Origin of the sequence: Aeromonas bivalvium (assembly GCF_000819765.1) — a bacterium.
Taxonomy (GTDB): Bacteria; Pseudomonadota; Gammaproteobacteria; order Enterobacterales; family Aeromonadaceae; genus Aeromonas; species Aeromonas bivalvium.
Genome location: NZ_CDBT01000061.1, coordinates 54,643 through 76,475 on the forward strand (window position 1 = coordinate 54,643; position 21,833 = coordinate 76,475).

Sequence of the window (21,833 nt, forward strand, 5' to 3'; positions counted from 1 at the left end):
CGGCCTTAACTGCATGGCGGTGGCCCCTGGCCATCCCATCAACATGGCGGCCAGCAAGACCTCCAGCAGAGCAAAACCAGCTTGGCGGCTATGTTTCATGACGAGACGATGCAACCCTCATTCAGGCTGCTCCAGCAAGGTGGAACCAAGGGGGCGGCCAATCACTTATTGGAAATCCTTCAGATTCCAGTTGCCGATGTCGTCATCGCTGCCCGCTTCCCCGTCTAGTCCCATGGAGAAAATGTCGATCTTGCCGAACTGGCCCGGGCTCAGCAGCTGGTACGGATTGCCCCAGGGATCCTGCGGCAGGCGCTTGATGTAGCCGCCGTCACGGTAGCTGCGCGGCTCGGGAGCGGCACTCGGCTTGTTGACCAGGGCGTCCAGCCCCTGCTCTGTGGTCGGGTAGCGGTTGTTGTCCAACTTGTACATGTCGAGGGCATTTTCCAGCGCCACTATGTCGGAAACCGCCTTCTGCTGATCCGCCTTCTCCTTGTTGCCCATCAGGTTGGGCACCACCAGGCTGGCCAGGATCCCCAGGATCACGATGACCACCATGACTTCCAGCAGGGTGAAACCCGATTGACGACGCTTTTGCATGACTGACTCCCTAACGAAATGAGATGGCATGAACCATCGACGATTGATTGTTGACCCGCGATCGTCCGATGACGCCGCCGTGCGGCTGATCGAACCCGCGAGGTCGACTGGCTTTGCAGGTTCGAACAGGGCCGCGTATTCGCACGTCCGAACCTCACTCACAAATTGACCATGTTGTTCAGTTCGAGCGAGTTGACCGCAGGATCGACCGAAGCCACCCGCACGCCAGCATCATAAATTCACCATATTGTTGAGCTCGAGGATAGGCTGCAGGATCGACATGACGATAAACAGCACCACCCCGGCCATGGAGACCACCAGCATGGGTTCGAACACCCCGAGGGCGATGTTGACCTGACTCTCGAACTCCCTGTCCTGGTTGTCCGCCGCCCGCTCCAGCATGCTGTCGAGCTCGCCGCTCTGCTCGCCGGAGGCGATCATGTGCAGCATCATGGGCGGGAAAATCTTGGTCTCATCCAGCGACTTGCGCAGGCTGGTCCCCTCCCGCACCCGCTCGCTCGCCGCCAGGATGCGGGCGCGGGCAAAGTCATTGGAGAGCACCTCCCCCGAGATCTTCATCCCCTCCAGCAGGGGCACGGCGCTGGCATTGAGGATGCTCAGGGTGCGGGCGAAGCGGGCGGTATTGAGGCCGCGGCTGACTCTGCCTATCACAGGCAGGCGCAGCAAGACCCCGTGCCAGCGCTGGCGGCGAACCGGATCCGTCAGCCACCAGCGCCAGATCAGGCCGCCGATGCCGAGCAGCAGCAGGAACCAGAGGCCGTAGTGCTGCATCAGCTCGCTGGTGCCGATGAGAAAGCGGGTCGTCATCGGCAGCTGCTGGCCCATGTGTTCGAACTGGGCCACCACCTTGGGCACCACGGCGGTGAGCAATATGGAGATGACGCCGATGGCCACCAGGGTCAGCACCATGGGGTAGATCATCGCCTGCAACAACTTGGTGCGCATGTGCTGGCGCTGCTCCGTGTAATCGGCAAGACGGTTGAGCACCTTCTCCAGATGGCCCGACTTTTCGCCGGCCGCCACCATGGAGCGAAACAGCTGGTCGAACACATGGGGGAAGGCCCCCAGCGAGTCGGCCAGGGTGTAGCCCTCGACCACCCGACCACGCACCGTGGCCACCAGGCTGCGCAGGTGCGCCTTCTCGCACTGCTGGGAGACGGCCTTGAGCGCCTCCTCGATGGTGAGACCGGCGCCCACCAGGGTCGCCAGCTGGCGGGTGATCAGCGCCAGTTCCGCCGTGCTGGCGCCGCGACGAAACAGCACGAAGCGATTCGCCTCCCGCTTCGCCTTCTCCGTGGTCTCGCTCACCTCCAGCGGGGTCAGCCCCTGCTCGCGCAGCTGCTGGCGCACCTGGCGCGCCGAGTCCCCTTCGGCCACCCCTTGTTTCTGGCGGCCCTTGTCGTCGAGGGCCTTATATTCGAATGCAGCCAAGTCCTGTCCTCAATCTTCCCGGGTCACCCGCAGCACTTCTTCCAGGCTGGTCTGGCCCTGGAGCACCTTGTCGATGCCGTCGCGGCGTATGCTGGGGGTATGGCCCCGGATCAGGCGCTCGATGGCCAGCTCGCCGCTGGCGCCATGGATGGCTTCGCGCACCGCCTCGTCGATCACCACCAGCTCGTGGATGCCGGTCCGGCCACGATAACCCGTGTGGTTGCACTGCTCGCAGCCCACCGGGTGCCAGATCTGGCGGGCGGCATCCTGGCCCTCGATGCGCATCAGTTCGCGCTCCTGCGGGCTGGCAGGACGCGCCTCCTTGCAGTCGGGGCAGAGGGTGCGCACCAGCCGCTGGGCCAGCACCGCCAGCAGGGACGAGGAGAGCAGGAAGGGCTCGATCCCCATGTCCCGCATCCGGGTGATGGCGCCGATGGCGGTGTTGGTGTGCAGGGTCGACATCACCAGGTGGCCGGTCAGCGACGCCTGCACCGCTATCTGGGCGGTTTCGAGGTCACGGATTTCCCCTACCATCACCACGTCGGGATCCTGGCGCAGTATGGCCCGCAGACCCCGGGCGAAGGTCATGTCCACCTTGGGATTGACCTGGGTCTGGCCCACCCCTTCCAGGTCATACTCGATAGGGTCTTCCACCGTGAGGATGTTGCGGTCCCGGGAGTTGATCTCGGAGAGCGCGGCATACAGGGTGGTGGACTTGCCCGAGCCGGTCGGGCCCGTCACCAGTATGATGCCGTGGGGCTTGCGAATGAGATCCCCTATGATCTCGCGGTTGGCCAGCGTCATGCCGAGCTGCTTGAGCTCGAGGCGCACGTTGTTCTTGTCGAGCAGTCGCAATACCACCCGCTCGCCGTAGCTGGACGGCATGGTGGAGACCCGCACGTCGACGGCCCGGCCACCGATGCGCAGCGAGATGCGGCCATCCTGGGGCACCCGCTTCTCGGCGATGTCCATGCGGGACATGACCTTGATGCGCGACACCAGCAGGGACGCCAGCTTGCGATGGGGGCGCAGTATCTCCCGCAGCACCCCATCGATGCGAAAGCGGATGACCAGAGCCCGTTCGAAAGTCTCGATATGGATGTCGGACGCCTCCTCCTTGATCGCCTCGCTCAGCATGGCGTTGATGAGGCGGATGATGGGGGCATCGTCGTCGGCGTCCAGCAGATCCTCGCTCTGGGGCAGCTCCTCGGCCAGGGCGAAGAAGTCCATCTCGTTGCCAAGATCCTCCATCAGCTGACGCGCCTCGGAGGAGTCCCTCTGATAGTGGGCCATCAGCTGCTGCTCAAACGCCTCCCCTTCCAGGGACTGCACGGTGAAGCCGCTGCCGGCCACCCGCTGCACCTCGAGCAGGGCCTGGGGGCTGACCCCGGGTCGGCACAGCAGCACGGGGGCGCCGGCCTCCTCGGTCAGGATGACGCCGAAGTTGCGGGCGAAGGCGAACGGCAGCTCGGGCAGCGCCGCCGGCAGTTCGCCATCGTCGAGTCGATAGGCCGCCATCAGGGCTTGCTCTGCACGAAGGGCTTCACGCTGTCCGCCGTGGCCTGCTGTCGGTTTCTCATGGACTGGATCTGCTGCTGCACCTCGGGGGAGACCATGACGTCCTGGCCATAGGCTGGCAGCACCTGGCGCGGCGGCGAGGTGAGATACCCCTCCTCGGACGCCCTCTCCAGCTGCTCGGCACGGAACAGGGTGTACTTGTTGCTGGAAATGCCGGAATAGACGTTGGCATCGCGCAATATGGTCGGCCGGATGAAGATCATCAGGTTGCGCTTGGAGGTGGTGTTGGAGGTGGAGCGGAACAGATAGCCCAGCACGGGGATGTCACCCAGCAGGGGCACCTTGGAGACCTGCTCCTTGGTCTGTTCGTCCATCAGACCGCCCAGCACCACGGTTTCGCCGCTCTTGACCAGCACCGCATTCTTGACGGTGCGGGTGTCGAAGGTGGGGCCGAGATCCGCCGTGCCTGTGGCCTGGGTCTGGGCCACGCTGGAGACCTCCTGCTCTATGTTGAGCAGCACTGAATCCCCTTCGTTGATCTGGGGCGTCACCACCAGCTTGGTACCCACCGTCTTGCGCTCTATGGTGTTGAAGATGTTGTCCCCCGAGGTGGAGCTCTGGGAGCCGGTCTGTACCGGCACCTCCTGACCCACGTTGAACGACGCCTCCTTGTTGTCCATGGTGACTATGCTCGGGGTCGAGAGAATATCGTTCTTGGTGTTGGTGGAGAGGGCAGTCACCAGCATGGCCCAGTCCCCCTGATAGAAGCCGGCGGCCATGCCGCTGAAGCCGCCCACCAGCTTGCTCAGGGAGTCGATGTTGCCATTCTCCTTGTAGTCGATGGCCCCCGCCGCCACGCCGCCGATCGGCAGATTGGTGTTGGTGAACTGGGTGCCGCCGCCATTGGTGTTGGCCCACTGCACCCCGAGGTTGAGGCCGTCGCCATCGGCGACCTCCACTATGATGGCCTCCACCAGCACCTGGGCACGGCGGATGTCGAGCTTGGCAATCACCTGCTCCAGCTCCGCCATCACGTCCGGCTGGGCGGTGATCACCAGGGCATTGGTGGTCTCGTCCGCCGAGATGGCGAGCTGGCCGCCGCCTATGCTGCTGCCGGCACCGGCTGCTGTGCCGCCCTTCTTGTCGGCCTCTATGCTGGAGCTGACCCCCTTGAGCACATCCACCAGATCCTTGGCCTTGCCATATTTGAGGTAGAAGACCCGGGTATTGCCCTGGCTCTGCAGATCGCGATCGAGCTGGTGCACCATCTGGATGATGCGGGCCCGCGCCTTGGGTTCACCACTGACCACCACCGAGTTGGTGCGCTCATCCGCCACCACCTTGGGGGTCAGCTGGAAGCCGGCATTGCCGCCCTGGGCATTGCCTTCCTTGTTGAGGTTGGTCACCAGCCGCACCATCTCGCCGGCCGAAGCATATTTCAGCTTGATGATGTCCACGTCCTGGTCCCCGGCCTTGTCGACCCGGCGCACCACTTCCACCAGACGATTGACCACGGCGGCGCGACCGGTGATGAGCAGCACGTTGGAAGGCTCGTAATGGACCACGTTGCCGCCGCCGGCGTTGTCATTGAGCTGACGCAGCAGGGGGGCGAGTTCGCGCACCGAGACGTTGCGCACCGGCACCACCCGGGTCACCATCTCGTCCCCCGTGCCCGGGTTGCGGTCGTCCACCACTGGGATGGCCGAGGTCTTGGCATCCTTGGAGCGCACCACCTTGAGCACGCCGTTGTCCATGGGCACCACGGCGAAACCGTAGACGTCCAGCACGCTCAGGAAGAATTGATAGTACTGATCCTCGTTGAGCAGATCGTAACTGCGCACATTGATCTTGCCGCGCACAGAGGGCTCTATGATGATGGTTTTATTGAGGTTCTTGCCAACCGTGTTGATGAACTCCTCGATCTCGGCATTCTTGAAGCTAGCCGAGTACTCGGTCGCCCAGACGGAGCCCGTCATCAACAAGGCCGCCGCCACAGACGCCAGGCGCCAGCCTTTCCCTTTATTTATCATTCTTGGTGCTACTCCAATTCATTATTCTGACAAGCCGACATAGACGTCATACAGCTGTCCCTGCCGTTCGACCGTCACTGTCATCTCGGTGGCGCTCGCCACCTGTTGCATGGCCTGCATGGCCTGGGCGTTATCCCGCAGATCCAGACCATTGATGCTGACCGCCAGGTCATTGGCGACCAGGCCGAGTTGGTTGAAAAGTTCCGGATCCCGGCCCGGATTGAGGCGATAACCCGTCATGCGGCCATCGACCCGCACCGGGGAGATATTGAGGTAATCGGTCAGCTTGCCGGGGTTGCTCATCAGCGCGCCCCGCACCTCATCGAGCCTGGCCCCCGGCGTCTCCTGGGCCGGAACCGGCTTGCCATACTCCTCGCCGTCCAGCATCAGGGTCTCGTCGCGCCCGTTGCGCGCTATGATGACGCGATCGGCGAACACCTGCCGCAGCTGGGCCTGGGTGCCATCTATATAGTCACCGATACCGTAGGAATTCTGGCTGCCACCATGGGCGATGATGGCAATGGACTTGGCGGGATTGGAGCTGGCCAGCACCCCGTTGAGCTGGGCGTTGAGCTGGGTCTTGGGGGCATCGGCAGCCACCTGGGTCTGGGCCTTGGGGAGCTCGGCGCGGCCAAACAGGGAGAGGCGAGTCAGGGGCACCAGATCCGTGCCCTGGCGCCCACCCTCGGTCATCTGGACGCCGGGTTGCCAAGGGACGGGCTGCTCAGGACTCGCCAGAGTCAGCAAGCGCCAGGTCAGTCCGGCACTCTGGTGCGCCAGCAGCAACAGCAGGCCCCAGAACAGCCACTGGCTGAGACGGGCAAGGGGCAGCCGCTTGCCCAGGGCAAGCAAGGTAGACAGCAAGTCATCCTTGAACGGTAGCGTCATGTTTCTCAAAATAATTTTCTATCCAAATCGGTCAGCTATTGTGTACGGCAATGGCCCGGGAGACAACTGACCGCATGCGCAATATGGCCAAAAATGCTCGCACCGTCACTGCAAGCCAGCCCAGATTCAATCCTGGGCCCCGGCTCTGGTATAATCGGCGTCCATGTCACATCGTCGGAGCCCGTCATGAGCAAAGCCGTTTCGCCCGAATCCTCCCTGCGTCTGGACAAGTGGCTCTGGGCCGCCCGCTTCTACAAGAGTCGCAGTCTGGCACGGGATCAGATCGACGGCGGCAAGGTGCACTACAACGGTCAGCGCAGCAAGCCGGGCAAGGCGGTCGAGGTCGGAGCCCTGATCCGCTTCTGGCAGGGTCAGGACGAACGGGAAGTGCGGGTGCTGACCCTGTGCGAACAGCGAAAATCGGCCCCCCTGGCCCAGCTGATGTATGAGGAGACGGCCGAGAGCCTCAAACGCCGGGCCGAGAATACCGAGGCGCGCCGCTTCAACAGCCAGTTTGCTCCTAGCCCGGAGCGCCGCCCCGACAAGCAGGAGCGCCGCCAGCTGATCCGGGTCAAGCAATCCTGAGCCAGCCCCATGACCCTTGTATGACGACAGGGACCCAAGAAAGTTCACCCCCGGCCACTAAGCGCCGGGCGTCCAAGCCATTACCACCCCGAAGGAAGATGAGATGAGTCACCAAGATCTGCTGTATCGCTATCTGTTTGAAGAGTACGAAGTGCGGGGTGAGCTGGTCCAGCTGGATAGCACCTACCGCCATGTGGTCGAGGCGCAGAGCTACCCGGTTCAGGTACAGCACCTGCTGGGGGAGCTGCTGGTCGCCACCAGCCTGCTGACCGCCACCCTCAAGTTCGAAGGCTCCATCACGGTGCAGTTGCAGGGGGACGGCCCGGTGCGTCTGGCCGTCATCAACGGCGACCACAACCAGCAGCTGCGCGGCGTGGCCCGCCATGAGGGAGAATTGCCGACGGACGGCAAGCTGCAGAGCCTGATCGGCAACGGCCAGCTGGTGATCACCATCACCCCGGAACAGGGTGAGCGCTATCAGGGCATCATCGCCCTGGAGGCCGACACCCTGGCCGGCTGCCTGGAACAGTACTTCGCCCAGTCCGAACAGCTGGCCACCAAGCTCTGGATCCGCACCGGCCACCTGGACGGCGCCCCCCGTGCCGCCGGCATCCTGCTGCAGGAGCTGCCGGCCCAGAGCGAGGATCACAGTGCCGACTTCGAACACCTGACCCAGCTCACCGCCACCATCAAGGACGAGGAACTGTTTGGTCTGGAGGCCGAGGAGATCCTCTACCGCCTCTACCACCAGGACAAGGTGCGGGTGTTCGATCCCCAGGCCGTCGCCTTCCGCTGCACCTGCTCCCGGGAGCGCTGCGAGGGTGCCCTGCTGCAGATAGAGAAGGAAGAGGTGCTCGATATGCTGCAGGAGCAGGGCAAGATAGAGATGCACTGCGACTACTGCGGGGCTCACTATCCTTTTGATGCGATCGATGTCGAAACCCTGTTCAGCGGGGCTCCCGGTAATGATGCAAACCAGTTACACTAAATAAAGGCGGGGAAACCCGCCTTTAACTTAAATAACAAAAAAATACCCTACTTTATAAAGTTTGATGAAGGTCGCTAAATTCTACCACCTAGGTGGTAGAGTTGATGCCAGATAGAACCCTACACACCTCTGAACCCAGGAGAATACAATGACAATCGTGGCAGAACCCACCCTGGCCCAAGGATTACAACTGGAGCAATACGGTATCCATGATGCCGTGGAAATCCTGCGTAACCCCTCCTATGAGCAACTGTTCGTAGAAGAGACTCGTCCCGACCTCGAAGGTTTCGAGCGCGGGGTGGTGACAGAACTTGGCGCCGTCAATGTCAACACCGGCATCTTTACCGGTCGCTCCCCGAAAGATAAATATATCGTCAAGGATGGCACTACCCAGGATACTGTGTGGTGGTCCGACCAGGGCAAGAACGATAACAAGGCGATCACCCCCGAGATATGGGCAGATCTGAAGGCGCTGGTCACCCAGCAGCTCTCCGGCAAACGCCTGTTCGTCATCGACGGCTACTGCGGTGCCAACCCGGACACCCGCCTGGCGGTGCGCGTCATCACCGAGGTGGCCTGGCAGGCACACTTCGTCAAGAACATGTTCATCCGCCCGAGCGAGGAAGAGCTCAAGAGCTTCAAACCGGACTTCGTGGTGATGAACGGTGCCAAGTGCACCAACCCGAACTGGCAGGCCCAGGGTCTCAACTCAGAGAACTTCGTCGCCTTCAACCTGACCGAGAAGATCCAGCTCATCGGCGGCACCTGGTACGGTGGCGAGATGAAGAAGGGCATGTTCTCCATGATGAACTACTTCCTGCCCCTGCGCGGCATCGCTTCCATGCACTGCTCCGCCAACGTGGGTCAGGATGGGGACGTGGCCATCTTCTTCGGCCTGTCCGGCACCGGCAAGACCACCCTCTCCACCGATCCCAAGCGCCAGCTCATCGGCGATGACGAGCACGGCTGGGACGACGACGGCGTGTTCAACTTCGAAGGGGGCTGCTACGCCAAGACCATCAAGCTCTCCAGGGAAGCCGAGCCGGACATCTACAACGCCATCCGCCGCGATGCGCTGCTGGAGAACGTGACCGTGGCGGCCGACGGTACCATCGACTTCGATGATGGCTCCAAGACCGAGAACACCCGGGTCTCCTACCCCATCTATCACATCGACAACATCGTCAAGCCGGTCTCCAAGGCGGGTCACGCCACCAAGGTGATCTTCCTGACCGCCGACGCCTTCGGTGTGCTGCCTCCGGTCGCCAAGCTGACCAAGGAGCAGACCAAGTACCACTTCCTGTCCGGCTTCACCGCCAAGCTGGCCGGCACCGAGCGCGGCATCACAGAGCCGACCCCGACCTTCTCCTCCTGCTTCGGCGCGGCCTTCCTCAGCCTGCACCCGACCAAGTACGGTGAAGAACTGGTCAAGCGGATGGAAGCGTCCGGCGCCGAGGCCTATCTGGTCAACACCGGCTGGAACGGCACCGGCAAGCGCATCTCCATCAAGGACACCCGCGCCATCATAGACGCCATCCTGGATGGATCCATCGAGCAGGCCGACACCAAGATGCTGCCCATCTTCAATCTGGAAGTGCCGACCGCGCTGCACGATGTGAACCCGGCCATCCTGGATCCTCGTGACACTTACGCCGACAAGGCCGAGTGGGATGCCAAGGCCGTGGATCTGGCAGGGCGCTTCATCAAGAACTTCGAGCGCTTCACCGACAACGACGAAGGCAAGCGCCTGGTCGCCGCGGGTCCTCAGCTGTAACGACCCCAGCCAGCCATGATCAGACCGGCCAGCTCAGCTGGCCGGTCTTTTTTTCGCCTCGCTCCGGCAATTCCCCCGGCCAGCCTTGCCATGGGCACGCCCGCGCGTTAGATTCAGCCACACTTTATACAATATACAATTTTGCAACCTGCCCCAGATGCAACCATGAGCCCGACCTACAAGACCCGCACCCATATGGTGGCGGACAGCCTGAGGACCAGGATCCTGCGGGGCGACCTTCCCGCCGGGGCGCCCCTGCGTCAGGACGCCATCGCCAAAGAGCTGGCAGTGAGCCGCATCCCGGTGCGCGAGGCCTTGATGCAGCTGGAAGTCCAGGGGCTGGTGAAGTTCGAGCCCCATCGCGGCGCCGTGGTCACCCGGCTGGATCCGGACGCCGTGGCCGAGCTCTTTTATTTGCGGGCCCTGCTGGAAGCCGATACCCTGTTCCACGCCGTCGATCTGATGACGGAGGAGACCTTCGTCAACGCCCAGGCCATTCTCGATCAGTTCGATGCCGCGCTCGCATCGGGTACCCAGGTCGAGCATTGGGCCGAGCTCAATCACAGCTTCCATGCCACCCTCTACCAGGCCGCCAATCGCCCCCAGGCGATGGAGCTGATCGCCCAGATCAACCTGAGTTGCGACCGCTACGTGCGCTTCGAGCTGCTGTTTGCCCAGAACGGGGCAGACAAGGCGGAGCGGGAACACGCCGAGCTGCTGGCCCTGTGCCGGGCGAGGCGCAAACACGAGGCCGCCGTCCTGCTCAAGCAGCACATACAGGCAGCCGGTCACTCCGTCGGCCACATGCTGAGCCGCGGCAAACCCGGCTGAACCCTCTCATCGACCAACCATCTGGCAACTACGACATGAACCATTTCGAGATCATTGCAGCCCGCGTCGCCCAGGTCAGGGCCACCCTGGCCCAGCAGGAGCTGGACGCCTTCATCGTGCCCCATGATGACGAACATCTGGGAGAATACATTCCGGCCCATGCCGAGCGCCTCGCCTGGCTGACCGGGTTCAATGGCTCGGCGGGCCTGGCCATCATACTGCCCCAGCAGGCGGCCCTGTTCGTCGATGGCCGCTACACGGTACAGGCCAGATTGCAGAGCCCGGCAGAGACCTTTTCCTTCCTGCACCTGGTCGATGATCCCCACATCGACTGGCTCGCACAGCAGCTGGACTCCGGTACCCGGGTCGGCTTCGATCCCCGTCTGCACAGCCTGACCTGGTACCAGAACGCCAAGGCCCAGCTCGGCGAGCACGGCATCGAGCTCATCGCCGTCACCGACAACCCCATCGACCTGCACTGGAGCGATCGCCCCGCCCCCGGCAAGCATCCGGTCATCCTCTACAGCGAGGCGCTGGCGGGTCAGTCGAGCCAGGCCAAGCGCGAGCTGCTGGCGAGCGATCTGCGCAAACGCGGGCTGGATGCGGTGCTGCTGACCCAGGCCGAACCCATCAACTGGCTGCTCAACCTGAGAGGTCGCGACGTGGAGCGACTGCCGGTAGTGTTGGGGTATGCCGTGCTCTATGCCAACGCCAGCATGGATTTCATCGTCGATACCGACAAGCTGGACTGCATCGCCTTCAGCCAGCACGCGGGGCAGGATGTCTCCGTCTACCCCATCGACAAGCTGGGCGCCCTGCTCAGACGCATAGGGAGCGATCAGCAACGGGTGCTGGCCGACCCGAACAGCGCCAATGCCTGGACCCAGCTCACCATGGAAGAGGCGGGCGCCATCCTGGTGGCGGGCCAGGATCCCACCATGCTGCCCAAGGCGTGCAAGAACGACGTGGAGCTGGCCGGCATGCGCGCCGCTCACCTGCGCGATGGCGTCGCCGTCACCCGCTTCCTCGCCTGGCTGGATCGGCTGATCGCCGCCGGCGAATTCGACGGGGTGGACGAGGGCACCCTGGCCGACCAGCTGGAGGCTTTCCGCCGCGAGCAGGAACACTATGTCGAGCCGAGCTTCGACACCATCTCAGCGCTCGGCCCCAATGCCGCCATGTGCCACTATCGCCACTCCAACGGGGTGCCGCGCCCCTTCGGCCAGGATGCCATCTATCTGGTGGACTCCGGCGGCCAGTATCTGGATGGCACCACCGACATCACCCGAACCGTCAAGGTGGGCGAGGTGAGCGCCGAGCACAAGGCCATGTTCACCCGGGTGCTGCAGGGCCACATCGCCCTGGATCAGGCCCGCTTCCCCCGTGGCACCTCGGGCATCCAGCTCGACGTGCTGGCCCGCATGCCCCTGTGGCAGGCCGGTTACAACTATGACCACGGCACAGGCCACGGGGTCGGCCACTTCCTGAGTGTGCACGAGGGTCCCCAGCGCATCTCTCCCAAAGGCAGCCTGGTGCCCCTGATGCCGGGCATGGTGCTCTCCAACGAGCCGGGCTACTACCGGGAGGATGGGTTCGGCATTCGCTGCGAGAACCTGGAGATAGTGGTGGAACTGCCCGGCCAGGGGGAACTGGCCATGCTGGGCTTCGAGCGGCTGACCTATGTGCCGTTCGATACGCGTCTCATCGACCGCGACCTGCTGAGCCCGGCCGAGTTTCGCTGGATCAACGAGTACCATGCCGAGGTCCATCGTCGACTGAGCCCGCTGCTGGAGGGCGAGGATCTCGCCTGGCTGGAGCAGGCCACCCGCCTTCTCTGAGGCAATGCCACTACCACAGGGCCTTCGGGCCCTGTTCTGTTGCGAGAGCATCGGGAGCGCCCGCTCCCTTGAATCCCCTCCGGGCAGGGGCTACCCTTGCCGGCCGAGTGCCGCCCATCGGCGGCCCATTCACCGAGGAGATCCCGTGACCCCCATCCTTAGAGTCGCCAGCCCGGCCGACATGCACGCCATCTGGCAGATAGAGCGCCAGGTCTTCGGTGACGCCGTCTACCCCGACTTCTTCTTTCGCCAGGCCATGGATCTGTGGCCGGACTTGCTGCTGGTGGCCGAGCGCGATGGCCAGCTGCTCGGCTATGGCCTCGGCGGCGTGGGACAAGAGGGAACCCAGGGCTGGCTGCTCTCCCTGGCCGTGCTGCCCCAGGCCCGCGGTCTCGGCCTGGCCGCGGCCATCATCACCCGCCTGGAACAGGCCCTGCTGGCACAAGGGTGCCGCCGGGTACGCCTGACGGTGGATCCGGCCAACCCGGCCCGGCGCCTCTACCAGCGGCTCGGTTACCGCGAGCTGGCCCGGGATCCCGCCTATTTCGGCCCGGGGGAAGCGCGATGCCTGCTCGAACATGCGCTCGCCCCCCAGGCGGAGGAAGCGCGCGACAGACCATGACGGGGCCCAGGCGCCGCGGATGGCGAATATCCCCACCGCCCCCTGATGGACTCCCTGCCATGGCACATACTTGGTTACACTTTTGGGGTGCCATCCTGGCGAAGAGGGGGGTAGAGTGGCCCCGAACGCCCAATTTGTAGTCAAGTTCAGGAGAACCATCATGTTGCAACGACTGACCCTCATCCTCCTGCTGGCCACCGCCATCACAGGTTGCGCCAACAGCGACGTCTATTCCGGCGACGTCTACACCAAAGACAGGGCCAAGCAGGTGCAGACCGTCAACTACGGCACCATCCTCTCCACCCGTCCGGTCAAGATCCAGGCGGAGGAGAACTCCATCCTCGGCACCATAGGGGGCGGCGTGGTCGGTGGCCTGCTCGGCAGCACCATTGGTGGCGGCACGGGCCGCAGCCTGGCCGCCGCAGGGGGAGCCATCGCCGGCGCCGCCGCCGGCAAGGCCGCCGGTGACAAGCTCAATCAGGTCGATGGCGTCGAGCTGGAGATCAAGCAGGACAATGGCAGCACCATAGTGGTGGTGCAAAAGGCCAGCCCCACCTTCGTGCCCGGCGCCAGGGTTCGCCTGACCCAGGGCAATGGCAGCGTCAACGTCGCCGTGGTGCCCTGATAACAGCACCCCACGAAAAAGCCCTCGCACTGCGAGGGCTTTTTGTTGACCACAGCCGCGCTAGGCCCCCAGGGCGCCCCTCGCCAGTTGCAGTGCCAACCCGAGCATGATAAGGCCGACCAGGGCGTCGATCACCCGCTGCACCCGGCCCCGGGCCAGCCAGGGGGAGAGGGCCGCCGCCCCCAGCGCCAGACCGTAGAACCAGACCAGGGAGGCCAGCATGGCCCCCGCCGCAAAGGCGGGGCGCAGGGGTTCGGCAAACTGGCTGCCGAGGGAGCCCAGCAGCATCAGGGTATCCAGATAGACATGGGGGTTGAGCAGGGTCACCCCCAGCGTCATGGCCAGCACGCTCTTGACCCCCATCCGCTGGGGTGAGTCCGCCAGGGCAGCCCCCTGACCACGCCAGGCACTGCCCAGGGAGCGCGCTCCGAACCAGCCGAGAAACAGCACGCCGCCCCAGGTCAGCAGCGCCAGCCCCAGCGGGCTCGCCGCCAACAGGCTGGCACCCCCGAACACCCCTATCCCGATCAGGATGAGATCGCAGAAACAGCAGAGGGTCGCCGTCAGCAGGTGGTGGTTGCGGTGGATGCCCCGGCTCAGCACGAAGGCATTTTGGGCTCCGATTGGAATTATCATGGCAAGGCCCAACAGAAAGCCTTGTAAACTGGTCGCCATCATGGTGCGAGTCCCTCACAGAAGATGGCGGCAGTATGGAGAAAACGAGAAATTAAGAGAAATTCATTAATTTTCTTGTTGATTCGAAAATTTAATAAATTCGGTGGGCAAGGGTGGCAGAGTGCCTTCTGGCGCAGTCAATGACGGCAGGAGAACGCCTCCTGCCACTGCCCCGACGGGCCTGGAGATCGACCAATGGGAAGGGAATCATTGCAGCTGGCGCGGGAAATTGGTGACCACCACCTCCTCCAGGTTGGGCAGCAGTATGCCGCTGCTCACCCCTTTGGCGATGGCCTGGTAGCGGTTGATGGAGTCTGTCTTGCGGGTCACCTGGTTGAGGTGGTAGTTCACGGTGCGTTCCGTGATCCCGAGGATGCTGGCGATCTCGCTCGAGGTCTTGCCCTCGCTGGCCCAGGAGAGACACTCGGTCTCCCGCATCGTCAGCACCTCCTGCCCCCCCTCCCGCGCGCCGATCCGCACGGTGCGCAGGGCGGCATCGAAGATATAGGTCGACATCCAGGAGAGCACGGGGGAAGACTCCAGCAGCAGGTCGCTGGAGGCCCGCTCCCGGGTGATGAAGGAGAGGATGCCGCTCTCGCCGGTCGGCCCGTGCAGGGGGAAGGAGACGCCGTTGCGCAGGCCGAATTCCGCCGCCAGCCCCATCACGTCCAGGCTGCCCGCTTGCAGGAAGCGCGCCTTCTCGTCGAGCCGGTTCCAGTAGATGGGCAGGGTCTGCTGGCGGGCGAGTTGTATGATGGGGTCCCGGGCCAGCATGTGCTGCGCCGTGTAGGCCTGCACCCAGGAGTCGGGGCACTGGTTGAACAGCACCACCTTGGGGTGCTGCATCGACCTTGGCAGGATCAGGGCGAAGCGAAAGTAGTCATATCCCATGGCGACGGCGAAGCGCCCGATCAGCCTGGACAATTGGTCCCCGTCCGTGGCCGTGGTAAACAGTTCGAGGTATTCGAGCAACTGAGTCTGTTTCATCTTGATCCCCTTCCCGAGGCCGAAATTATAGCGCCCTTCCTGACTCTGGAGTGATCCGTATGCGCGTTTTCAAGGGAAAACTGAGGAAACATTGGGATAAAAACATAGAAAATTCGCTTTACTCATTCAGAAACCGGATTTTCTTTGAAAGATTACGGTGGGATGTGGAATCAAGCCAGGGGCTGGAGCGGGACCATTTCGATGGCCCCGACACCCACTGGATCCTGGTCGAGGATGATGCCGGCCTGTGTGGTTGCATCCGCCTGCTCAGCTGCGCCGCCGATTACATGCTGCCCACCTGCTTCCCCGCCGCCCTCGCCGGCGAGTCGCCGCCCCGTCGCCAGGATGTCTGGGAGCTGACCCGGCTCGCCATCGACGCCGCACGCGCTCCCCGACTCGACAACGGGGTGAGCGAGCTCACCTGCGTCATCTTTCGCGAGGTTCACGCCTTCGCCCGCGAACATCATATCCGCGAGATGGTCGCCGTGGTCAGCCTGCCGGTGGAGCGCATCTTTCGTCGCCTCGGCCTGCCCATCGAGCGGCTCGGCCATCGTCAGGCGGTGGATCTGGGGGCCGTGCGCGGGGTCGGGATCCGCTTCGTGCTGGACGAGCGTTTCGCCGCCGCCGTGCAACGCCCCCTGACCGGCGAATACCGGGCTGCGACCATAAAAAATCCCGGGAAGATCCCGGGATAAAACACTCATGCCATGTCCGATCCCACCCCACGCAGGAACGAACTCAAAAGAGTATCACCACTAACCGAGTGGCTGGCTACTGCCACTTCTGACAGGCGCGGCCCCTCGACGCCCCTGGTCGAGCCGCCCTTGTGCCGGATCGGCACCAGCAGTAGAGTCGCTGCTTGAGTTGCATTGTTCATAAGGAAATATGATGAAGGCCCTGGACTACAAGCTGCTGCTGGCCCTGGATGCCGTGATGCAGGAGCAGAACTTCGAGCGCGCCGCCCAGCGCCTGCACCTCACCCAGTCCGCCATCTCCCAGCGCATCAAGCAGCTGGAGCAGCAGTTTGCCGAGCCGCTGCTCATCCGGGGCCAGCCATTGCAGGCGACCCCCCTCGGCCAGAAGCTGCTGGCCCACTACCGTCAGGTGCGCCAGCTGGAGCTGGAGCTGGCGGGCGAGCTCTCCCCCAGCGAACCCCAGGCCCCGATCCGCATCAGTATCGCCGTCAACGCCGACAGCCTGGCCACCTGGTTCCTGCCCGCCCTGGCGCCCCTGCTGGAGCGCCATCCCATCGAGCTCAATCTGCTGGTGGATGACGAGAGCCGCACCCTGGACAAGGTACGCGAGGGCCAGGCGTTCGGCGCCGTCAGCCTGCACCCCCAGGCCCTGCCCGGCTGCCGCGTCGATGAGCTGGGCACCATGTGCTATGTGCTGGCCGCCAGCCCCGCCTTCATCGCCCGCCACTTCCCCCATGGCCTGACGCCCCAGGCCATGGCCAAGGCGCCCGGGGTGGCATTCGATCCCCGTGATGACATGCACATCCGCTTCCTGCACCGCGAGTTCGGCCTCGAGCCAGGCGGCTACCCCTGCCACACGGTGCACTCCTCCGAGGCCTTCGTCGCCATGGCGGAGCAGGGACTCGCCTACTGCCTGATCCCGGAATTGCAGATCAGACCCCAGCTCGAGGACGGGCGCCTGCGGGATATCTGCCCGGACAGACACCTGATAGAGACCCTCTACTGGCATCGCTGGCTGCTGGAGCGGGGGCTGCACAAACAGATATCCCAGCGCCTGATCGAGCAGGGGCGCCGGGCACTGCAACCCCGCTGAGCGGGCCATTCACCTTGGCTTTGGAGGGGTAAAAACGTATAGTGCTGGGCGATTCTTCATCAGGTCTCCACTCAGGTTCCTCACTTATGTTCCAAGACAATCCCTTGCTGGCCCAGCTCAAACAGCAGATCCGCGAAAACATCCCCAAGAAAGAGGGGGTGATCCGCGCCTCCGATCGGGGCTTCGGCTTCCTGGAGGTGGATGAGAAGACCAGCTACTTCGTGCCGCCCCCCTACATGAAGAAGGTGATGCACGGTGACCGGGTGAGTGCCCTGATCCGTACCGAAAAAGAGAAGGAAGTGGCCGAGCCGGACGCCCTGCTGGAGCAGGCGGTGACCCGCTTCGTCGGCCGCGTCAAGATGTTCCGCGACCGCCTCAACGTGGTGCCGGATCACCCCCTGATAAAGGACGCCATCAAGGCCCGCGCCAAGAAGGGTCTGGACGAGAAATCCTTCAAGGAAGGGGACTGGGTGGTCGCCACCCTCAAGCGTCACGCCCTGGCTGACGGCAACTTCTCCGCCGAGATCATCGAGCTCATCGCCGACAAGGACGATCACAACGTGCCCTGGTGGGTGGTGCTGGCGCGCCACAACCTGGCCCAGATTGAACCGGCGGACCTGGCGGAGTGGAAGGTGATTGAAGAGGAGGAGCTGCCCCGCACCGACCTGACCAGCACCCCCTTCTTCACCATAGATGGCGCCAAGACCAAGGACATGGATGACGCCCTGGCCATCCGCAAGCTGGACAACGGCTGGGAGCTGCTGGTGGCCATCGCCGACCCGACCGCCTATGTGGCCGAGGGCAGCGAGCTGGACCAGGAAGCCGCCAAGCGTGCCTTCACCGTCTACATGCCGGGGCGCAACGTGCCCATGATACCGCGCACCCTCTCCGACGAGCTCTGCTCCCTGAAAGAGGGGGAGGAGCGCAACACCCTGTGCGCCCGCTTGCGGATCAATGAGGATGGCCTGCTGCTGGAGGAGACCGAGTTCTTCGCCGCCCGCATCAATTCCCATGCCCGTCTCAGCTATGACGACGTCTCCGACTGGGCCGAGCACGGCAAGGTGCTGGATATCGACGCCGGCGTGCTGGCCCAGCTGCCCCTGATGAAGGCGATGACGGAGGCGCGCATCGCGTGGCGCACCGAGCACGCCCTGGTATTCCCCGACCGCCCCGACTACGACTTCGAGCTGGGGGAGAACGGCGAGGTGCTGGCCATCCACGTCGAGCCGCGCCGCATCGCCAACCGCATGGTGGAAGAGTCGATGATCGCCGCCAACATCTGCGCCGGCCGCGTGCTGGGCAAGCAGGTAGGCTACGGCATCTTCAACGTCCACACCGGCTTCGATGAAGAGTCTCTGGATGGCGCCATCGATCTGCTGAAGACCGCAGAAGCGCCGTTCGAGAAAATCGATATCGCCAGCCTGTCCGGCTTCTGCGCCCTGCGCCGCTGGATCGACAGCCTGGATACCCGCTGGCTGGACGGCAAGATCCGCCGCTTCCAGAGCTATGCCCTGATGTCTGCCGAGCCGGGTGCCCACTACGGCCTGGGGCTGGATGCGTACGCCACCTGGACCTCTCCCATCCGCAAGTACGGCGACATGGTCAACCATCGCCTGCTCAAGGCCGTCATCGCCGGCAAGACCCCGGGTGAGCGTCCGAGCCTGGAGCTGACCGAGCACCTGACGGAGTGCCGTCGCCTGCACCGCAGGGTCGAGCGCGACATCGGCGACTGGCTCTATGTCCGTTTCCTCCAGTCTGCCGCCGGTAGCGATCAGGTGTTCAACGCCGAGATCATCGACGTGATGCGCGCCGGCCTCAAACTGCGCCTGCAGGAGAACGGCGCCGTGGTCTTCATGCCAGCCCGCCACATTCTGGACAACAAGGACAGGCTGGAGTGCAACTGGGACAACGGCCGCGTCTACCTGGACAAGACAGAAGTGGTCTATGAGCTTGGCCAGATCATCGAGGTGAAACTGAGCGAAGCGGTGGAAGAGACCCGCTCCCTCATCGCCAGGCCCGCCGTCGCCCTGGTGCCGGGCCCTGTGCCTGAGGCGCCTGCTGTCGAGAACGCAGAGACCGGAAGCACAGAGGCGGCGGCCGAAACAGCCCCCAAGGCGGACTAAGCCGGCCCCTCCCCTTCCTATGCCAAAAGCCCGCAATCTTGCGGGCTTTTTTGATCGAGGAAAGAGCGAGTCAGTCGAGCCTGCTAGCGGGAGCATGGGTCCGTAGAGCTGGCAGGACTCTGGGGATGACAACCTGAAAGTAGGTTACAAAATCAGTCAATCTTTACTGATTCATTGGCGATTAATCATGAAACCTGACTTTTTCATCGTTGGTGACCCGTGATAACGCCCCTGAAATCATGCCTCATTTGGATACAAATAATAAACATGTGACAGCAATCACATTGACACGGTATTTGCGCAAACCGCAAGGCGTGACATTGATCACGAAAATTTGATGGCGACGGTGAGAAAGGGCGAAATGTAGCCGAAATACAGCGAATGAATGTGATCCGCGTCACTATGAAGGGAGGGGGGTAGCCCGGGTATTTGAGAGGTGCATCACAAGACACCCCGTTTTCAGCCCAACTTGATGGCGAACTGGTAGATTGAAGTTGCTTAGACGACAGGGATGAGGGTTCGGCAAAACCCGTTATCCCGACTACCACTTTCAATCAAACAGGCTCAAAACGGGGTGCCGTCATGTTATCACCGGATACCAAAGTCAAGATACAGAATTTTGGACGCTTCCTGTCCAATATGGTCATGCCCAACATAGGGGCATTCATCGCCTGGGGCTTCATCACCGCCCTCTTCATTCCCACCGGCTGGCTGCCCAATGAAACCCTGGCCAAGCTGGTCGGCCCCATGATCACCTATCTGTTGCCCCTGCTGATTGGCTATACCGGCGGCAAGCTGATGGGGGGTGAACGGGGCGCCGTGGTCGGTGCCATCACCACCATGGGCGTGATCGTCGGGACCGACATCCCCATGTTCATGGGCGCCATGATGGTCGGCCCGCTCGGTGGCTGGGCCATCAAGCGCTTCGACAAGGCGATGGAAGGCCGGGTCAAGAGCGGCTTCGAGATGCTGGTCAACAACTTCTCCGCCGGCATCATCGGCATGTTGCTGGCCATCCTCGCCTTCTTCGTCATCGGTCCCTTCGTCAAGGTACTCTCCGGCGTGCTGGCGGCCGGGGTCGGCTTCCTGGTGGACAACCACATGCTGCCGCTGACCTCCATCTTCGTCGAACCGGCCAAGATCCTCTTCCTCAACAACGCCATCAACCACGGCATCTTCTCGCCGCTCGGGATCCAGCAGGCGACCGAGCATGGCAAGTCCATCTTCTTCCTGATCGAAGCGAACCCGGGTCCGGGCCTGGGTGTGTTGCTGGCCTACATGGTGTTCGGCCGCGGCGCCGCCAAGCAGTCCGCCGCCGGTGCCTCCATCATCCACTTCTTCGGTGGCATCCACGAGATCTACTTCCCCTACGTGCTGATGAATCCGCGCCTCATCCTGGCGGTGATCGCCGGCGGCATGACAGGGGTCTTCACCCTGACCCTGTTCAACGCAGGTCTGGTCTCCCCCGCCTCGCCGGGTTCCATCTTCGCCGTGCTGCTGATGACGCCCAAAGCCTCCCTCATCGGAGTGCTGCTCTCCATCGTCGCCTCCGCCACCGTCTCCTTCCTGGTCGCCGCCGTGTTCGTCCGTGCCCAGCAACCGGAAGCCGACGAGGCCGATGCCCTGGGTGAAGCCACTCGCAAGATGAAGGCCATGAAGGGTGCCAAACCCGAGACCTCGGCCGCCAAGAAACCGGGCGCCGAGCTCAAGACGGTACGCAACATAGTGGTTGCCTGCGACGCCGGCATGGGCTCCAGCGCCATGGGTGCCGGCATGCTGCGCAAGCGGGTTGAGGCCGCAGGGCTCGACATCCGCGTCACCAACCGCGCCATCGACCAGCTCGACGACCAGGTGGACTGGGTCATCACCCACCAGGATCTGACCGAACGGGCCCGTCGCCACGCGCCGCACGCCCACCATATCTCCCTCACCAACTTCCTCGACAACGGCCTCTATCAGGCACTGGTGCAGGAGCTGAGCCAGACCCGGGCCGCCAACGACGACGTGGCCCACCCCCAGCTGCTGGTGGCCGCCAACGATGACAGCTACGAACAGCAGGAACCGGAAGTGTTCACCCTGAGCCATCATGACATTCAGCTCGGCCTCAAGGCCGACAGCAAGGAGGCCGCCATCCGTACCGCGGGCCGGCTGCTGGCGGAACGTGGCTACGTGGAGCCCGATTACGTCAACGCCATGCTGGAGCGGGAGCAGCTGGTCTCCACCTACCTCGGCGAGTCCATCGCCGTGCCCCACGGCACCATAGCCGCCAAGGAGAAGGTGATCCGCACCGGCATCGTCATCTGCCAGTACCCGGCCGGGGTGGCCTTTGGCGAGGCCGCCGACGAAGTGGCGCGCCTGGTGATCGGCATCGCCGCCCGCAACGACGAACACATGCAGGTGATAACCCGCCTGACCAATGCCCTGGATGAACCCGGGATCATCGACCGGCTGGCCAGCACCCTGGATCCCCAGGCGTTCCTGGACCTGCTGGGCGGCGAACAGGCCGCCTGAA

At 63.4% G+C, this 21,833-nt stretch carries 18 protein-coding genes; 11 read left to right on the top strand and 7 right to left on the bottom strand.

Going from position 1 to position 21,833, the window contains the following annotated elements; translation table 11 throughout:
- Positions 1–165: 165 nt before the first annotated feature.
- The 5 genes from exeG to exeC form a co-directional block, all read right to left on the bottom strand.
- On the bottom strand, positions 166–597 hold the full coding sequence (gene exeG, locus BN1119_RS17355) for a GspG family T2SS major pseudopilin variant ExeG (RefSeq protein ID WP_042001050.1): 432 nt from the start codon (positions 595–597) through the stop codon (positions 166–168).
- 231 nt (positions 598–828) lie between these two features.
- A complete protein-coding gene (gene exeF / locus BN1119_RS17360; protein WP_042001052.1) occupies positions 829–2,049 on the bottom strand; it encodes a GspF family T2SS innner membrane protein variant ExeF in 1,221 nt (406 codons plus the stop codon).
- A gap of 9 nt (positions 2,050–2,058) precedes the next feature.
- Positions 2,059–3,567, bottom strand: coding sequence for a type II secretion system ATPase GspE (gene gspE / locus BN1119_RS17365; RefSeq protein WP_042001054.1), 1,509 nt, complete (start codon positions 3,565–3,567; stop codon positions 2,059–2,061).
- Complete coding sequence (gene exeD, locus BN1119_RS17370; protein WP_042001056.1) at positions 3,567–5,597, bottom strand: GspD family T2SS secretin variant ExeD; 2,031 nt, start codon at positions 5,595–5,597, stop codon at positions 3,567–3,569. The genes gspE and exeD overlap by 1 nt, the downstream gene beginning before the upstream one ends.
- 21 nt (positions 5,598–5,618) lie before the next feature.
- Positions 5,619–6,485, bottom strand: a complete 867-nt coding sequence (exeC, locus tag BN1119_RS17375) for a GspC family type II secretion system variant ExeC (protein WP_042001058.1) — start codon at positions 6,483–6,485, stop codon at positions 5,619–5,621.
- 186 nt (positions 6,486–6,671) lie between these two features.
- Here exeC and hslR point away from each other — a divergent pair, with 186 nt between their 5' ends.
- The 7 genes from hslR to BN1119_RS17410 all read left to right on the top strand — a co-directional run bounded on the left by hslR (position 6,672) and on the right by BN1119_RS17410 (position 13,748).
- Entirely contained in the window at positions 6,672–7,070 is a 399-nt protein-coding gene (gene hslR, locus BN1119_RS17380; protein ID WP_042001060.1) for a ribosome-associated heat shock protein Hsp15, read from the top strand.
- Positions 7,071–7,173: 103 nt separating this feature from the next.
- Complete coding sequence (gene hslO / locus BN1119_RS17385; protein ID WP_042001062.1) at positions 7,174–8,058, top strand: Hsp33 family molecular chaperone HslO; 885 nt, start codon at positions 7,174–7,176, stop codon at positions 8,056–8,058.
- 148 nt (positions 8,059–8,206) lie between these two features.
- On the top strand, positions 8,207–9,832 hold the full coding sequence (pckA, locus tag BN1119_RS17390) for a phosphoenolpyruvate carboxykinase (ATP) (RefSeq protein ID WP_042001064.1): 1,626 nt from the start codon (positions 8,207–8,209) through the stop codon (positions 9,830–9,832).
- A 165-nt stretch (positions 9,833–9,997) separates the two neighbouring features.
- Positions 9,998–10,663, top strand: a complete 666-nt coding sequence (locus tag BN1119_RS17395) for a GntR family transcriptional regulator (RefSeq protein ID WP_042001067.1) — start codon at positions 9,998–10,000, stop codon at positions 10,661–10,663.
- Positions 10,664–10,698: 35 nt separating this feature from the next.
- Positions 10,699–12,501: an aminopeptidase P family protein gene (locus BN1119_RS17400; RefSeq protein WP_042001070.1), complete on the top strand. Its 1,803-nt coding sequence runs from the start codon at positions 10,699–10,701 to the stop codon at positions 12,499–12,501.
- 181 nt (positions 12,502–12,682) lie between these two features.
- Positions 12,683–13,123: a GNAT family N-acetyltransferase gene (locus tag BN1119_RS17405; protein ID WP_042001354.1), complete on the top strand. Its 441-nt coding sequence runs from the start codon at positions 12,683–12,685 to the stop codon at positions 13,121–13,123.
- Positions 13,124–13,283: 160 nt separating this feature from the next.
- The gene (locus tag BN1119_RS17410) at positions 13,284–13,748 is read left to right on the top strand and encodes an outer membrane lipoprotein (RefSeq protein WP_042001074.1); all 465 of its coding nucleotides are present in this window, start codon (positions 13,284–13,286) and stop codon (positions 13,746–13,748) included.
- Positions 13,749–13,808: 60 nt separating this feature from the next.
- Here BN1119_RS17410 and lysE read toward each other — a convergent pair whose 3' ends face one another.
- Both lysE and BN1119_RS17420 read right to left on the bottom strand, forming a co-directional pair.
- Positions 13,809–14,426, bottom strand: a complete 618-nt coding sequence (gene lysE / locus BN1119_RS17415) for an L-lysine exporter (protein WP_042001077.1) — start codon at positions 14,424–14,426, stop codon at positions 13,809–13,811.
- A 204-nt stretch (positions 14,427–14,630) separates the two neighbouring features.
- On the bottom strand, positions 14,631–15,410 hold the full coding sequence (locus tag BN1119_RS17420; RefSeq protein ID WP_042001080.1) for a LuxR family transcriptional regulator: 780 nt from the start codon (positions 15,408–15,410) through the stop codon (positions 14,631–14,633).
- Between the two features lie 59 nt (positions 15,411–15,469).
- Here BN1119_RS17420 and BN1119_RS17425 point away from each other — a divergent pair, with 59 nt between their 5' ends.
- From BN1119_RS17425 to BN1119_RS17440, 4 genes are all read left to right on the top strand, one after another.
- On the top strand, positions 15,470–16,105 hold the full coding sequence (locus BN1119_RS17425) for an acyl-homoserine-lactone synthase (protein ID WP_042001083.1): 636 nt from the start codon (positions 15,470–15,472) through the stop codon (positions 16,103–16,105).
- 193 nt (positions 16,106–16,298) lie between these two features.
- A complete protein-coding gene (locus BN1119_RS17430; RefSeq protein WP_042001085.1) occupies positions 16,299–17,198 on the top strand; it encodes a LysR family transcriptional regulator ArgP in 900 nt (299 codons plus the stop codon).
- Between the two features lie 86 nt (positions 17,199–17,284).
- On the top strand, positions 17,285–19,321 hold the full coding sequence (locus BN1119_RS17435; RefSeq protein WP_042001088.1) for an exoribonuclease II: 2,037 nt from the start codon (positions 17,285–17,287) through the stop codon (positions 19,319–19,321).
- Positions 19,322–19,903: 582 nt separating this feature from the next.
- Positions 19,904–21,832: a PTS mannitol transporter subunit IICBA gene (locus BN1119_RS17440; RefSeq protein WP_042001091.1), complete on the top strand. Its 1,929-nt coding sequence runs from the start codon at positions 19,904–19,906 to the stop codon at positions 21,830–21,832.
- The last annotated feature ends 1 nt before the right edge of the window (position 21,833 follow it).